Source organism: Microterricola gilva (assembly GCF_004217495.1).
Lineage (GTDB): Bacteria > Actinomycetota > Actinomycetes > Actinomycetales > Microbacteriaceae > Microterricola > Microterricola gilva.
In genome coordinates this window covers 840,180-854,469 of sequence record NZ_SHLC01000001.1, presented here as the reverse complement: position 1 = coordinate 854,469, position 14,290 = coordinate 840,180, and the positions used below count along the sequence as shown (strand labels likewise).

Below are 14,290 nucleotides of genomic sequence, written 5' to 3'. Positions count from 1 at the left end.
CAAGAGATGCGGCTGAGACCGAATCGAGATCTAGGGTTATGGCAATTATTTGTTGTCTGATTTATTCTCGGCGGCCGGCGCCTCGGGCGACTGGTTCGGCAGCACGACATCGCTGACGTATGGCATGCGCGACTTGAGCATGACCATGACATCGACGACGAGCGAGCCGATGACTCCAGCGATCAGCGAGAGGAACAACACGACCGGGTTGATCCAGCTCTGGTCCTTGAGGACGATCACGACGACGAGGAACACGATGAACTTCAGCAACCATCCGCCGAGGACGATGCCGAAGAACGCGCCGACGAACATGTCGGAGCCGCTGAACCGGTTCGCGAGCAGGATCGTCGCGGCGGTGACGCCCATGAAGATCACGGCGAGGGCCGTGCCGATCAGCGCACTGACGAGCCCGACTCCCCCGTCGACGACCCAGCCGATGATGCCGCCGACCACCGCGATCCCGAGGGCGACGAGACCGCCGAGCACGAGCGCGCGGCGCAGCACGGGGTTCGACGACGGCGTGTTGTTGGCTGGCTGGCTGGCTGGCGTTGTGCCGGTCATGATGGGTCCTTGGATGTCGATGATGTGGCGATGGCGTCGAGGGCTTCCGATGCCTCGTCGAGTGGGTCAAGCGATGCGGATGCCGCGGCATCCGGAGAGTTGGCAGGCGCGGCCTGGCTGGCCACCTCGAGCGCCTTGCGCTTGCTGAGCGGGGCCAGGGTGACGACGGCGCAGACGACGAGGCCGATGACGATGAAACCGGTCGCGTACATGGTCGACAGGCCGAAGTAGACCGGGAGCACGAAGTAGAGCAGGCAGCCGATGGAGGCGACGGCCGTCCAACCGTAGAAGATCAGCACGGCGTGCAGGTGCGAGTGGCCCATGTCGAGCAGGCGGTGGTGGAGGTGCTTGCGGTCGGCGCTGAACGGCGACTTGCCTGCCCGCAGCCGGCGGAAGACGGCGAGGCTGAAGTCGAGCAACGGGATCAGCAGGACGGCGAACGGCAGGATGATCGGGATGAACGCAGGCAGCAGCTCGGATCCGGCGAGCGAGGCGGGGCTGATCTGCGCGGTGACGGCGATAGCGGATGTCGCCATCAGCAGGCCGATCAGCAGCGCGCCGGCATCCCCCATGAAGAGCCGCGCCGGGTGCCAGTTCAGCGGCAGGAAGCCGACGCAGGCGCCGACGAGCAGCGCGGCGATGAGGGAGGCGAGGTTGAAGTAGTTGCTCGGCGAGGTCTGCTGCACGAGGAGGTACGTGTACAGGAAGAACGCGCCGTTGCCGATCAGGGCGACGCCGGCGACGAGGCCGTCGAGGCCGTCGATGAAGTTGATGGCATTCATCACGAGGACGATCGCGAAGACGGTCATCAGCAGCGAGATCCACGAGGAGCCGATGGCCGTCACCCCGCCGAGCGGGAGCGAGTAGACCTGGACGCCCTTCCACGCGATGAGCCCAGCGGCCAGGAACTGCCCGGCGAGCTTGGTCATCCAGTCGAGATCCCAGATGTCGTCCGCGACGCCGATCGCGACGATCAACAGTGCCGCCCCGAGGATCGCGAAGATCTGCTCCGGATTGTCGAAGATGATCTTGAGCGGCGGGAACTGTGCGGAGATCAGCCAGGCGACGAGGAAGGCGATGACGATGCCGAGGAACATCGCGATGCCGCCGAGCCGCGGGGTCGGCCGCGTGTGCACGTCCCTGGCCCGGATCTTCGGGTAGAGCTTGTAGCGGTGCGCCAGCCGGTAGACCAGCATCGAGAGCCCGAAGGTGACCAACGCCGAGATCAGCGAGAGCACCACGAACAGCGTCACGCGCTCGGCTCCCGGGCCTCTGGGGTTGCGGGCTCGTCGTCGGGTATCGCCTCAACGGGCGCCACATCCTCGGGTGCTGCGTCGGCGGGCGCCTCGTCGGCTGGCACCGCGGGCACTGCTGGCGCCTCGGCATCCGGGTCGGCGAGGAGATCGCCGACGACCGCGCGGATCTGTTCGCGCGAGATGACGCCTGCGCGCACGATGCGGAGCTGTCCGCCCGGCTCGCCGAGGCGGGTCGCGTCGACGATCGTCGATGAGGTGTCGCCTGCACGTTCACCGATCGCCTCGTAGTCGGCGCCGGCCTCCCCTCCATCGAGGTAGACGTCGACGCTCTCCTCGAGCATGGCCGCTGCGCCTGCCGCGTCCGTCGCGGCCGGCATGCCGGTGAGGTTGGCGGAGGAGACGGCGAGCGGGCCGGTCTCGCTGAGCAGTTCGAGGGCGATGGGGTTGCGCGGCATCCGCAGCGCAACCGTGCCGCGCGTCTCGCCGAGATCCCAGCTGAGGGACGGCTGAGCCCGGAGGATCACGGTGAGTCCGCCCGGCCAGAACACGTCGACGAGCTCACGGACGGCCTGCGGCACTTCGGCGGCCAACGCATCGAGCGTCGCCACCCCGGGGATGAGCACGGGTGGCGGCGAGCTCCGCTCACGGCCCTTGGCGTCCAGGAGTCGCTGCACGGCGTCGCGGTTGAAGGCGTCGGCGGCGAGGCCGTACACCGTGTCGGTGGGCATGACGACAAGCGCGCCACGGCCGATCGCCGAGCGCGCCAGCCGCATTCCGGACATGAGTTCGGTGTCGACCGAGCAGTCGTAGATGTGTGGAGCCATTTCCGACGATTCTACTGCAGGCTTGCTGCAGGCTTGCTGCAGCGCAGCTCGGCGCCAGGCGAGCCTGCTGCATCCGCTCGCCGAACCCGAAGAATCGGTCGCTTTTCGCGCCGACAGGCAGCAGGACCGTCGAGTTCGGGGACGAGCAGCCGTCAGCGCAACGCGGTTGTGGCCCGGTCGCGCGTCGTGAAGTCCCGGTGCGAGGCGACGGCGCGCCAGCCGTCGGCCGTGAGCAGGGCGGCGATCTCCGCGGCTTGCAGCTCGCCGTGCTCGATCACGAGGGTGCCGCCGGCGTGCAGCAGGCGCAGCGCGGTCTGCGACACGTGACGGACGACGTCCAGCCCGTCTTCTCCGCCGTAGAGCGCGTGTTCGGGGTCGAACAGCCGCACCTCCGGGTCGCGCGGGATGGCGTCCTGCGGAATGTACGGCGGATTCGAGATGACAACGCTCACCGTGCCGTCGAGCTCGTGCAAGGCGTCGGCGAGGTCGGCGAACTGCAGGGTGGCGTTGTCGGCATCCGTCTCACGGAAGTTGCGGCTCGTCCAGACGAACGCCTCCGGCGAGTTCTCGACCGCCCAGATTCGTGCGCGCGGCACTTCGGTGGCCATCGCGAGGGCGATGGCCCCGCTGCCCGTGCCGAGGTCGACACCGATCGGGCTCTGGACCGCTGCCGCGTGCAGCGCGTCGATGGCCAGCTGGGCGACCTGTTCGGTCTCCGGTCGCGGCACGAACACGCCAGGCCCGACAGCCAGCTCGAGCGAGCGGAACGGAGCAACACCGGTGATGTGCTGCAGCGGCTCCCGTGCGGCGCGGCGCTCGACCATCTGCTTGACGGTCGCCGCCTCCGTCGCGCCCAGGGTGGAATCGGTGACGATGCGCGCCTGCAGTTCGCCGCGCGAGAGGCCGAGCACGTGACCGATCAGCAGTTCGGCGTCGATATGAGCGTCGAGGATCCCCGCGGCGCCGAGCCGCGCGGCTGCGGTGTCACGCAGCTCTCTGAGGATACGGGCGGCGTCATTATCGGAAACATTCACGTTAGGGAATGTAACGCACTCGCCTGTGTTGACTCAGAGGCCTAGTGTTGATCGCGCTGTGCCGATGATGGCCCGGCGCTGTGTAACTCCCTGTTCCGCCCGTGGTTTCTCCCCCGTGCTCTCCCCGTCGAATCTGCACCGAAAGGCCCAGCTCATGGCATCCCGAATTTATGACAGCATCGTCGACACCATCGGCAACACACCTCTGGTGCGCCTCAACCGGATCACGGATGGCGCAGGCGCCACCGTGCTGGCCAAGCTCGAGTTCTACTCGCCGGCCGCCAGCGTGAAGGACCGCATCGGCGTCGCCATCATCGACGCGGCCGAGGCCTCCGGCGAGCTGCTGCCGGGCGGAACCATCGTCGAGGGAACGAGCGGGAACACGGGCATCGCGCTCGCGCTGGTCGGCGCCGCCCGCGGCTACCGCGTCGTGCTCACCATGCCGGAGACGATGAGCAAGGAGCGCCGCGTGCTGCTGCGCGCATACGGGGCCGAGGTCGTTCTCACCTCCGGCGCCGACGGCATGCGTGGTGCGGTCGAGAAGGCCAACGAAATCGTGGCCGCGACGCCTGGCGCCATCCTCGCCAGCCAGTTCGCCAATGCCGCCAACCCGGCCATCCACCGTGCGACGACCGGCGAGGAGATCTGGGCCGACACCGAGGGATCCGTCGACATCTTCGTGGCCGGCATCGGCACAGGAGGAACCATCACCGGAGCCGGCGGCCTGCTCAAGGAGCGCAACCCCGACATCCAGATCATCGCCGTCGAGCCACTCGACTCCCCGATCCTCAGCGGCGGCACCCCCGGCCCGCACAAGATCCAGGGCCTCGGCGCCAACTTCGTTCCGGCGATCCTCGACACAACCGTCTACGACGAGGTCATCGACGTGGCCACCCCGGATGCCATCGCAACCGCCCGCCGCCTCGCCACCGACGAGGCCATCCTCGGCGGCATCTCCTCCGGCGCGGCCGTGTGGGCCGCCCTCGAGGTCGCCAAGCGCCCGGAGAACGCCGGCAAGACGATCGTCGTGATCGTTCCCGACTTCGGAGAGCGCTACGTCAGCACCGTGCTCTACGAAGACCTGCTTGACTAGGCAGATGACCTTCTTCGCAGCGCTCCGGGAAGACGTGGCAACGGCCAGGGCCCACGACCCGGCTTCCCGGAGCAATGCGGAGGTGTTCCTGGCCTATTCCGGCCTGCACGCCGTGTGGAGCCACCGGCTCGCACACCGGCTCTGGGAGGGCGGGTTCCGCCTGCCGGCCCGGCTGCTCTCGCAGTTCACCCGCTTCCTGACGGGCATCGAGATCCACCCAGGCGCAACGATCGGGCGCCGGCTCTTCATCGACCACGGCATGGGCGTCGTCATCGGCGAGACGGCGGTGCTCGGCGACGATGTGATGCTGTACCACGGGGTGACGCTCGGCGGAAAGAGCCGCCACGGCTTCATGCCAGGGCAGAAGCGGCACCCGACGCTGGAGGACGGCGTGACCGTCGGCGCAGGCGCGAAGGTGCTCGGCGACATCGTGATCGGCGCGTGGAGCACGGTCGGCGCGAACGCGGTTGTGAGCAAGGACGCTCCCCCGCACTCCCTGGTCATCGGCATCCCTGCACACATCCGACCGGTCAAGCCCGAGACGACGGATGCCGCCCGCGGCGTGCACGACTGGAGCATCTAGCCCGAGGGCCCGCCAGCGGCATCCGCCCGCCGCGCGTCCGCGCCCGAGTCTGAATCTCGGGGCCCGCGTTCTGTGCACGGGCCAGGTGAATACCCCGGGCCGGCGCGCAGAATCCGGGCCGCGAACGCCATTCGCGTGGCAGCTGACGCGGTGGCGCTGAACGCAGCAGTGGCGCAGAGCGGCCTGAGCCGTCTGCGCCACTGTCTGGAGTGTTGCGCGGGTGCGTTGCTGTTTAGCCCTGGTCGCCGATGTCGGCCAGGCGCGCCTCCTCGTCGGCGTGGATCGCCGATTCGATGACGGGCTCGAGCGCGCCGTTCATGACGGAGTCGAGGTTGTACGCCTTGTACCCGGTGCGGTGATCCGCGATGCGGTTCTCCGGGAAGTTGTACGTGCGGATGCGCTCTGAACGGTCCATAGTGCGGATCTGCGTCTTGCGCTTGGCGCTGTCCAGCTCTGCCTGCTCCTCCTGGCGGCGGGCCAGGATGCGGGCGCGCAGCACGCGCATGCCTGCCTCGCGGTTCTGCAGCTGGCTCTTCTCGTTCTGCATGGCGACGACGATGCCGGTCGGGAGGTGGGTGATGCGCACGGCGGAGTCGGTCGTGTTGACCGACTGGCCGCCTGGGCCGCTCGAGCGGTAGACGTCGATCTTGAGGTCGTTCGCGTGGATCTCGACCTCCTCCGGCTCGTCGACCTCTGGAAAGACGAGGACGCCGGTGGTGGAGGTGTGGATGCGCCCCTGCGTCTCGGTGGCCGGCACGCGCTGCACGCGGTGCACGCCGCCCTCGTACTTGAGGTGCGCCCAGACGCCCTGCGACGGGTCGGTCGCGTTCGACTTGATAGCGATCTGCACGTTCTTGTAGCCGCCGAGGTCGCTCTCGTCGCTCTCGAGCATCTCGGTCTTCCAGCCCTTGGATGCCGCGTACTGGATGTACATGCGCAGCAGGTCCGCGGCGAACAGCGCGCTCTCCGCGCCGCCCTCGCCACCCTTGATCTCCATGATCACGTCGCGGCCGTCATCCGGGTCGCGCGGGATCAGCAGACGGCGCAGCTTCTCCTGCGCGGTCGCCAGCTGCTCCTCCATGGCCGGGAGCTCCTCGGCGAAGGCGTCGTCCTCCTTCGCCAGCTCCTTGGCCGCGGCGAGGTCTTCCTGGGCCTGGACCCAGCCCTCGTGCGCCGCGACGATCTTCGACAGCTCGGCGTAGCGCCGGTTCACCTTCTTGGCGCGCGCCGGGTCCGCGTGCAACGCGGGGTCGGCGAGCTGCTCCTGCAGTTCGGCGTGTTCCTTGAACAGAACCTGGACAGATTCAAACATGACTTCCTCCGTGACTCATTCTCTCTCAACGGCAAGAACCCGCCTGCGCCAGCGTGTGCACGATCGTGCACATGGTGGCCCAGACGGGTTCTGACGGAGAGCTAGCGGTGGTCGTTCTCGTGGCTCGCGCCACCGGCCGGCATCGTCTTCTGCACCTGCATGAGGAACTCGACGTTGGACTGGGTCTCCTTGAGACGGCCGAGCACGGCCTCGAGGGCCGCCTGCTGGTCGAGACCAGCGAGGGCGCGACGCAGCTTCCAGGTGATCCGGACCTCGTCAGCGCTCATCAGCATCTCTTCGCGGCGGGTGCCGGACGCGTTGACGTCGACGGCCGGGAAGATGCGCTTGTCAGCGAGCTGACGCGAGAGGCGCAGCTCCATGTTGCCGGTGCCCTTGAACTCCTCGAAGATGACCTCGTCCATCTTGGAGCCGGTCTCGATGAGCGCGGTCGCCAGGATGGTGAGCGAGCCACCGTTCTCGATGTTGCGGGCAGCGCCGAAGAAGCGCTTGGGCGGGTAGAGCGCCGAGGCGTCGACACCGCCGGAGAGGATGCGACCGGATGCCGGGGCAGCCAGGTTGTACGCACGGCCGAGGCGCGTGATCGAGTCGAGCAGCACGACGACGTCGTGGCCGAGCTCGACGAGGCGCTTTGCACGCTCGATGGCGAGCTCCGCGACGGTGGTGTGGTCCTCTGCCGGGCGGTCGAAGGTGGAGGCGATGACCTCACCCTTGACGGTGCGCTGCATGTCGGTGACCTCTTCGGGGCGCTCGTCGACCAGAACGACCATGAGGTGGACTTCGGGGTTGTTGATGGCGATGGCGCTGGCGATCTGCTGCAGCACGATCGTCTTACCGGCCTTCGGCGGCGCGACGATCAGGCCGCGCTGGCCTTTGCCGATCGGGGCGACGAGGTCGATGATGCGCTGCGTGAGCTTGCCCGACTCGGTTTCGAGGCGCAGGCGCTCCTGCGGGTAGAGCGGGGTCAGCTTCTGGAACTCGACGCGGGCGGCAGCCTCGTCGACGGTCTGGCCGTTGATCGAGTCGACCTTGACGATCGCGTTGTACTTCTGTCGACCGCTGGCGTCACCCTCGCGCGGCTGGCGGATGGAGCCGACGACGGCGTCACCCTTGCGGAGGTTGTACTTCTTGACCTGGCCGAGCGAGACGTAGACGTCGCTCGGTCCCGGCAGGTAGCCGCTGGTGCGCACGAAGGCGTAGTTGTCGAGCACGTCGAGGATGCCGGCGACGGGAACGAGCACGTCGTCGTCGCTGAGCTCCGGCTCGAAGTCCTCGTCGCTCGCTCCGCCGCGACGCTTGCGGTCACGGTAACGGCTGCGGCCGCCGCGCTCACCGTCGAGCAGCTCGCGCTGCTCGCGGGCGCTGTCACGCTCGCCGCGGTTCTGACCCTGCTGGGCGCCCTGGCCGTCCTGCTGCTGGCCGCGCTGACCGCGCTGGTTGCCCTGACGCTCGCCCTGCTGACGGTCGCCCTGCTGGCGCTCGCCCTGCTGGCGGTCCTCCGACTGCTCTGCGTTGTTCTGCTGCTTGTTGCGGTTGCGGTTGCGACCGCGGCCCTGGCGGGGCTCCTCGGCTGCCGGCGCCGCGGCGTCCGATTCGGCCGGCTCGGCTGCGCCGGCGGCGTCGCCTGCTGCCTCTGCGGCGGGTGCTGCCTCAGCGGTTGCCGTGGCATCCGTTGCGCGGCCGTTCTTGCGACGGTTGCGACCGCCACGCTCGTTCTGGCCGGCCGGCTTCTCTGCGGCTGCCTCGCCCGACTCGGTTTCTGCGGCCTTCTCGGTCTGCTCGACCTTCTGGGCCTGCTCGACCTTCTGGGCCTTGTTGGCGGCGACGGCGTCGAGCGCGGGCACGAGGCTGTCGAGCCCGGTCCCGCCTTCGATGTTGATGTGGCCGGCTGCCGCGGTCGAGGTGCTCGCGCGACGCGGTCCACGCTTGGCGCGGGCCGGCTGCACTGCCGGAACCTCGTCAGCGGCCGGAGCGGCGGGCGACTCTGCGTGAGCGGCCGGAGCCTCAGCGACGACCGGTGCGGCGACCGGTGCGGCCGGGGCCTCCACCGGCGCGGAGGCCGCTGCGGCCTGCGACTCGGTGATGGCGTCGACGAGCTCGCCCTTGCGGAGCTTGCCTGCGCCGCTGATGCCGAGCTCGTTCGCCAGAGCCTGGAGCTCGGCGACGCGCAGGGCGTTCAGTGCGGTGCGGGTGTGGGCGCCGGTGGCGCCGGGTGTGACATCAGTCATGGGGTTGTGGTCCTTCCGCCTGTGCACAACATGAGGGAGTGCCAGGGAGCTGATCGTTCGAGCTTCTGAAAGCGAGTATCAAGAGAGATGACGCGCAGAGCAGTGGGCGCGAGCGGAAGCAATAGTTGCTAGAAATACACCGGGTTCTGGTTCGCTTGTGAGCGTCGTTTACCGGGTGCGATGTCAGCCTAGCACCCCGAACCGGGCGTTCCCGCACAGCGGCTCTACGTGGAACATCCGGCGTGTCGCGCAGCGACACGAAAGGCGGCAGCCCATCCCAACGAAACCCACGAAACAGATACCGATGCTCGCCACGCTGTGACTCGCACCCGCCAGCAACCGCGAGAACCGGCCCGCAGAGACGAGACGAGCGGATGCCGGCAGCGCGAGGCTGCGGCATCCGCTCGAATCTGCAACACGTGCAGTGTGACGCTGGGCGGTGCTAGCTGACGCTGAGCACCGTTCCCTTGACGTCGACGGCGAGCATGCGCGCCTGCCACGGGGTCTCCGCGTGCTGCGCGACGAGCTCCGCCGCAATCAGGCGCTGGCTGGGGTCGCTCGCCAGCACCAGAATCGATGGACCAGCACCGGAGACGACGGCCGGGAGGCCAGCCTCACGCAGCAGCGAGATGAGACGGTTCGTCTCCGGCATCGCGGCCGCACGGTAGTTCTGGTGCAGTTTGTCTTCTGTGGCCGCGAGCAGCAGCTCGGGGCTCTGGATGAGGGCCGCGATCAGCAGTGCCGAGCGCGAGACGTTGAACACGGCGTCCTCGTGCGGGACGGACTCCGGCTGCAGGCTGCGCGCCAGCGCCGTCGACATCTCGGCCTCCGGAACGAAGACGACCGGCGAGACGCCGCGGTGCACCATCAGCTTCTTGTGCTGCGGTCCCTCTGGCGTCATCCACGCGATCGTCAGTCCGCCGAAGAGGGCGGGCGCGACGTTGTCTGGGTGGCCCTCCAGCTCGGTGGCCAGCACCAGCGCGTCGGCATCGCTCATGTCGACGATGCCGGCGAGCAGACCGCGGGCGGCGATGACGCCGGCCGAGATCGCCGCACCGGAGGATCCGAGGCCACGACCGTGCGGGATCGTGTTGTGCGCCTCGAGGTGCAGACCGGGCAGGGCGTAGCCGTAGTGCGCCAGCGAGTGCGCGATGGCGCGGACGACGAGGTGCGATTCGTCGGTCGGCACCTCGCCGGCACCGACACCGCTGACATCGACGGAGACGCCAGGGGTCGCGGATGCCGTGACGACGAGGTCGTCGTACTGGGCCAGCGCCAGGCCGAGGGTGTCGAAGCCGGGGCCGAGGTTCGCGGTGGTGGCCGGAACCTTGACCTCGACGCGGCGGCCGTCGATGAGTGCGCCGAGCTCGGTCAACGGAGTGTTCCGCTGCGCGTTCTCGGCGCCGGGCATGTCGCCGCTCGTCATGCCTTGGCCAGGCCGAGCACGCCGGCGATCTCTGCGGTGTCGACCGGGACGATCGTGGGCTGGACGGCCGAGCCGTCTGCGGTCTGCAGTGCCCACTGCGGGTCCTTCAGGCCGTGTCCGGTGACCGTGAGCACGACGGTGGCGCCGGCGGGGATCTTGCCGGCATCCGCCTGCTCGAGCAGGCCGGCGACGCTGATGGCGGAGGCCGGCTCGACGAAGATGCCCACCTCGCCGGCGAGGATGCGGTACGCCTCGAGGATGCGCGCGTCGTCGATGGCGCCGAAGTAGCCGTTGCTGACCTCACGCGCGTTCAGGGCGAGCTCCCACGATGCCGGGTTGCCGATGCGGATGGCGCTCGCGATCGTCTCGGGGTTCTTGACGACGTGGCCGAGCACGAGCGGCGCGGAGCCCGCGGCCTGGAAGCCGAACATGCGCGGCAGCTTGCTGGTTGCGCCACGCTCGAGCTCTTCGCTGTAGCCGCGGAAGTATGCCGTGTAGTTACCGGCGTTGCCGACGGGAACGATGTGGAAGTCCGGGGCGTCGCCGAGCGCCTCGACGACCTCGAATGCCGCCGTCTTCTGGCCCTCGATACGGTCGGGGTTGACCGAGTTGACCAGGTGCACCGGGTAGTTGGCCGCGAGGTCGCGGGCGATGTCGAGGCAGTCGTCGAAGTTGCCCTGCACCTGCAGCAGCTGTGCGTTGTGCACGACCGCCTGGCTGAGCTTGCCCATGGCGATCTTGCCCTCCGGCACCAGCACGGCGGCCGTGATGCCCGCGTGGGTGGCGTACGCGGCCGCGGATGCCGAGGTGTTGCCGGTCGACGCGCAGATGACGGCCTTGGCTCCGGCCTCGACGGCCTTGGAGATGGCCATGGTCATGCCGCGGTCCTTGAACGAACCGGTCGGGTTCATTCCCTCGAACTTGACCCACACCTGTGCACCGGTGCGGGCGGAGAGCGCCGCGGCCGGAATGAGCGGGGTTCCACCCTCACCCAGGGTGATGACGGGGGTGGCATCCGTCACGTTCAGGCGGTCCGCGTATTCACGCAGCACGCCGCGCCATTGCCGTGAAGTGGGGCTGGGCTGGGCGTTCATGGGCGCTGGGCTCCTTCAACTCTGATGACGGATGCGACGGATGTCACAACACTGTTTGACGACAAGGCGTCGACCGTTGCGGCGAGGGCCGCCTCGGGGGCTTTGTGGGTTCCGATCACAAGGGTAGCCGTGCCGGAGTCTCCGCGGACCGACTGCTCGACGAGCTCGACCGAGACACCGTGCTCGGCGAAGACGCCGGCGATCGTTGCGAGCACACCGGACTCGTCGGCGACCTCGAGGCTCACCGAGTAGCGCGTGCTCACGCTGCCGATGTCGAGGATCGGGAGTTCGGAGTGGGTGGATTCGCCGAGGCCGGGGCCTCCCGCGACGTGGCGGCGGCCGAGCGAGACGAGGTCGCCGAGCACCGCGGATGCCGTCTCGACCCCACCGGCGCCAGCACCGTAGAACATCAGGCTGCCTGCTGACTCCGCCTCGACGAAGACGGCATTGTTGGCGCCGCGCACGGCGGCAAGCGGGTGCTCGCGGGGAACCATGGCCGGGTGCACGCGGGCGGAGACGCCCTCAGCGCCGGTGGCCGGATCGGTGACCCGCTCGCACACGGCGAGGAGCTTCACGACGTAGCCGGCCTTCTGCGCCGAGGCGATCTGCTCGGCCGACACCTCCGTGATGCCCTCGCGGTAGACCGATTCGATCGGAACAGTGGTGTGGAAGGCGAGGCCGGCGAGGATCGCGGCCTTCTGCGCCGCGTCGAAGCCGCCGATGTCCGCGGTCGGGTCGGCCTCGGCGTAGCCGAGTTCCGTCGCCGTGGCGAGGGCGTCCTCGAGCGTCGCGCCTGTCGAGTCCATCTGGTCGAGGATGAAGTTCGTCGTGCCGTTGACGATGCCGAGGATGCGGTGGACGGTGTCACCGGCGAGGCTGTCACGCAACGGCCGGATGATCGGGATCGCGCCGCCGACGGCTGCCTCGTAGTTGAGCTGGGCGCCGACCTGCTCCGCCAGCGCGAACAGTTCGGGGCCGTGCGTTGCGATCAGCGCCTTGTTGGCTGTGACGACGTCGGCTCCGGAGCTGAGCGCCTGCAGGATCAGCGTGCGGGCCGGCTCGATACCGCCCATCAGCTCGATCACGACGTCAGCGCCGAGGATCAGGGACTCGGCATCCGTGGTGAAGAGCTCCTGCGGGAGGTCGACCGTACGCGTGGCGGTGACGTCACGCACGGCGATGCCGATGAGCTCGAGCTTGGCGCCGACGCGCAGTGCGAGCTCGTCCTGCTCTTCGAGCAGCAAGCGGGCCACCTGGGCGCCGACGGAGCCGCCGCCCAGGAGGGCGACGCGCAGGGAACGGTAGGCGATCATCGGATGCGCTCCTCGTTGGTTGTTGTTGGGGCGACACCGGTGTCGCGGGCCAGCAGGTCGGTCTCGGTCTCGCCGCGCACGATCACGCGGGCAACGCCGCGTCGCACGGCGACGACGGGCGGGCGGCCGAGGTAGTTGTAGTTGCTCGCGAGCGAGAAGCAGTATGCGCCGGTCGCGGCGACGGCCACGAGGTCGCCTGGGGCGACGTCGCCTGGCAGGTAGTCGGCATCGACGACGATGTCGCCGGACTCGCAGTGCTTGCCGGCGACGCGCACGAGGCGCACGGATGCCGCAGGCGCCCGATTGGCCACCCGCACCGTGTAGTCGGCGCCGTAGAGCGCTGGGCGGGCGTTGTCGCTCATGCCGCCGTCGACGCTCACGTAGAGGCGGGTGACATCGTCACCGTCGTTCGACGCGGCATCCGGAACCGTCACCTGCTTGGTCGTGCCGACCTCGTAGAGCGTGATGCCGCCTGGACCGACGATGGAGCGGCCAGGCTCGATGGCGATGTGCGGCAGCGGGATCTGCAGGCGCGCGCACACGGCGGCGACGGCCGCCGCCATGCCGGCTGCGAGCTCCTCGAGCGGGGTCGGGGTGTCTGCGGCCGTGTACGCGATGCCGAAGCCGCCGCCGAGGTTGAGCTCGGGGACGGGGCCGTCGGCCAGCAGCTCCGCGTGCAGGGAGAGCAGGCGGGCCGCCGACTCGGCGAAGCCGGCCGCGTCGAAGATCTGCGAGCCGATGTGGCAGTGCAGGCCACGGAAGTCGAGGCTGCTCTGTGCCCGGATCGCGGCGACGAGCTCGGCGGCGTCGGCGAGCGTGATGCCGAACTTCTGGTCCTCGTGGGCGGTCGCCAGGAACTCGTGGGTGTGCGCGTGCACGCCGCTGTTCACGCGCAGGCGCACGGCCTGCGTGCGGCCGAGCCGCGTGGCGGCCGCGGCGACGCGCTCGATCTCGATCGCGCTGTCGATCACGATGGTGCCGAGGCCGAGGCCGACGGCGCGCTCGATCTCGGCGATCGACTTGTTGTTGCCGTGGAAACCGAGCTGGGCGGCATCCGCGCCACCGGCGAGGGCGACGGCCAGCTCGCCGCCGCTGCACACGTCGACGCGGAGGCCGGCCTCGCGCACCCAGCCGACGACGGCGGTGCTGAGGAAGGCCTTGCCCGCGTAGTAGACGGAGACAGTGGTGCCGACGGCTGCGAAGGCGGACTCGAATGTTACGCGCATGTGCTCGGCGCGCGCGCGGACGTCGTCCTCGTCGAAGACGTAGAGCGGGGTGCCGAACTGGGCGGCGAGCTCGGAGGCGCTCACCCCGGCGATGCTGATCTCACCGCTCGCGGTGCGCTCGGCGTTCTCCGGCCAGATGGCTGGATCGAGCGCATTGGCGTCGACCGGAACGGTCAGCCATTCGGGGGCAAGGGCGAATATGGCCACGGTGAAGACCTCACGAAGAGAACGAGTGGGAGTCACACTGCGCGGCGAGCGAACCCGGATTGGTCCCTGAAGCCAGCAAACAGACAACGCCGCCGACGGTGGGGCGAGGTACCGC

General features: G+C 69.0%; 12 protein-coding genes. 2 read left to right on the top strand and 10 right to left on the bottom strand.

Annotated features, from left to right (window positions below; genetic code table 11):
- Positions 1 to 45 precede the first annotated feature (45 nt).
- The 4 genes from EV379_RS03805 to prmC all read right to left on the bottom strand — a co-directional run bounded on the left by EV379_RS03805 (position 46) and on the right by prmC (position 3,675).
- Complete coding sequence (locus tag EV379_RS03805) at positions 46 to 561, bottom strand: Cg1360 family ATP-synthase-associated protein (protein WP_130504970.1); 516 nt, start codon at positions 559 to 561, stop codon at positions 46 to 48.
- Complete coding sequence (locus EV379_RS03800) at positions 558 to 1,814, bottom strand: MraY family glycosyltransferase (RefSeq protein WP_130504969.1); 1,257 nt, start codon at positions 1,812 to 1,814, stop codon at positions 558 to 560. The genes EV379_RS03805 and EV379_RS03800 overlap by 4 nt, the downstream gene beginning before the upstream one ends.
- Positions 1,811 to 2,641, bottom strand: coding sequence for an L-threonylcarbamoyladenylate synthase (locus EV379_RS03795; protein ID WP_130504968.1), 831 nt, complete (start codon positions 2,639 to 2,641; stop codon positions 1,811 to 1,813). The genes EV379_RS03800 and EV379_RS03795 overlap by 4 nt, the downstream gene beginning before the upstream one ends.
- A gap of 152 nt (positions 2,642 to 2,793) precedes the next feature.
- A complete protein-coding gene (gene prmC / locus EV379_RS03790) occupies positions 2,794 to 3,675 on the bottom strand; it encodes a peptide chain release factor N(5)-glutamine methyltransferase (RefSeq protein WP_130504967.1) in 882 nt (293 codons plus the stop codon).
- Positions 3,676 to 3,829: 154 nt separating this feature from the next.
- On the opposite strand from prmC, the gene cysK reads away from it, so the two are divergent.
- Positions 3,830 to 4,768 carry a cysteine synthase A gene (cysK, locus tag EV379_RS03785; RefSeq protein ID WP_130504966.1) on the top strand — a complete coding sequence of 313 codons (939 nt, stop codon included), beginning with the start codon at positions 3,830 to 3,832 and terminating at the stop codon, positions 4,766 to 4,768.
- Positions 4,769 to 4,772: 4 nt separating this feature from the next.
- A complete protein-coding gene (epsC, locus tag EV379_RS03780; protein WP_130504965.1) occupies positions 4,773 to 5,351 on the top strand; it encodes a serine O-acetyltransferase EpsC in 579 nt (192 codons plus the stop codon).
- A gap of 232 nt (positions 5,352 to 5,583) precedes the next feature.
- Here epsC and prfA read toward each other — a convergent pair whose 3' ends face one another.
- The 6 genes from prfA to lysA form a co-directional block, all read right to left on the bottom strand.
- Positions 5,584 to 6,663, bottom strand: coding sequence for a peptide chain release factor 1 (prfA, locus tag EV379_RS03775; protein ID WP_130504964.1), 1,080 nt, complete (start codon positions 6,661 to 6,663; stop codon positions 5,584 to 5,586).
- Positions 6,664 to 6,764: 101 nt separating this feature from the next.
- Complete coding sequence (rho, locus tag EV379_RS03770; RefSeq protein WP_130504963.1) at positions 6,765 to 8,909, bottom strand: transcription termination factor Rho; 2,145 nt, start codon at positions 8,907 to 8,909, stop codon at positions 6,765 to 6,767.
- A 442-nt stretch (positions 8,910 to 9,351) separates the two neighbouring features.
- Positions 9,352 to 10,320 carry a homoserine kinase gene (gene thrB / locus EV379_RS03765; RefSeq protein ID WP_130504962.1) on the bottom strand — a complete coding sequence of 323 codons (969 nt, stop codon included), beginning with the start codon at positions 10,318 to 10,320 and terminating at the stop codon, positions 9,352 to 9,354.
- A gap of 11 nt (positions 10,321 to 10,331) precedes the next feature.
- Positions 10,332 to 11,429, bottom strand: a complete 1,098-nt coding sequence (gene thrC, locus EV379_RS03760; RefSeq protein ID WP_130504961.1) for a threonine synthase — start codon at positions 11,427 to 11,429, stop codon at positions 10,332 to 10,334.
- On the bottom strand, positions 11,426 to 12,742 hold the full coding sequence (locus EV379_RS03755; RefSeq protein ID WP_130504960.1) for a homoserine dehydrogenase: 1,317 nt from the start codon (positions 12,740 to 12,742) through the stop codon (positions 11,426 to 11,428). Before EV379_RS03755 ends, thrC begins: the two co-directional genes overlap by 4 nt.
- Positions 12,739 to 14,169 (bottom strand): diaminopimelate decarboxylase, encoded by a 1,431-nt coding sequence (lysA, locus tag EV379_RS03750; protein WP_130507281.1) that lies wholly within the window; start codon positions 14,167 to 14,169, stop codon positions 12,739 to 12,741. Before lysA ends, EV379_RS03755 begins: the two co-directional genes overlap by 4 nt.
- Positions 14,170 to 14,290: the final 121 nt, after the last annotated feature.

Coding starts and splice junctions, on each gene's coding strand:
- EV379_RS03755 (WP_130504960.1), bottom strand. CDS start 12,742: ATGATCGCCTACCGTTCCCTGCGCGTCGCCCTCCTGGGCGGCGGCTCC.
- cysK (WP_130504966.1), top strand. CDS start 3,830: ATGGCATCCCGAATTTATGACAGCATCGTCGACACCATCGGCAACACA.
- prfA (WP_130504964.1), bottom strand. CDS start 6,663: ATGTTTGAATCTGTCCAGGTTCTGTTCAAGGAACACGCCGAACTGCAG.
- rho (WP_130504963.1), bottom strand. CDS start 8,909: ATGACTGATGTCACACCCGGCGCCACCGGCGCCCACACCCGCACCGCA.
- EV379_RS03795 (WP_130504968.1), bottom strand. CDS start 2,641: ATGGCTCCACACATCTACGACTGCTCGGTCGACACCGAACTCATGTCC.
- thrB (WP_130504962.1), bottom strand. CDS start 10,320: ATGCCCGGCGCCGAGAACGCGCAGCGGAACACTCCGTTGACCGAGCTC.
- thrC (WP_130504961.1), bottom strand. CDS start 11,429: ATGAACGCCCAGCCCAGCCCCACTTCACGGCAATGGCGCGGCGTGCTG.
- EV379_RS03805 (WP_130504970.1), bottom strand. CDS start 561: ATGACCGGCACAACGCCAGCCAGCCAGCCAGCCAACAACACGCCGTCG.
- epsC (WP_130504965.1), top strand. CDS start 4,773: ATGACCTTCTTCGCAGCGCTCCGGGAAGACGTGGCAACGGCCAGGGCC.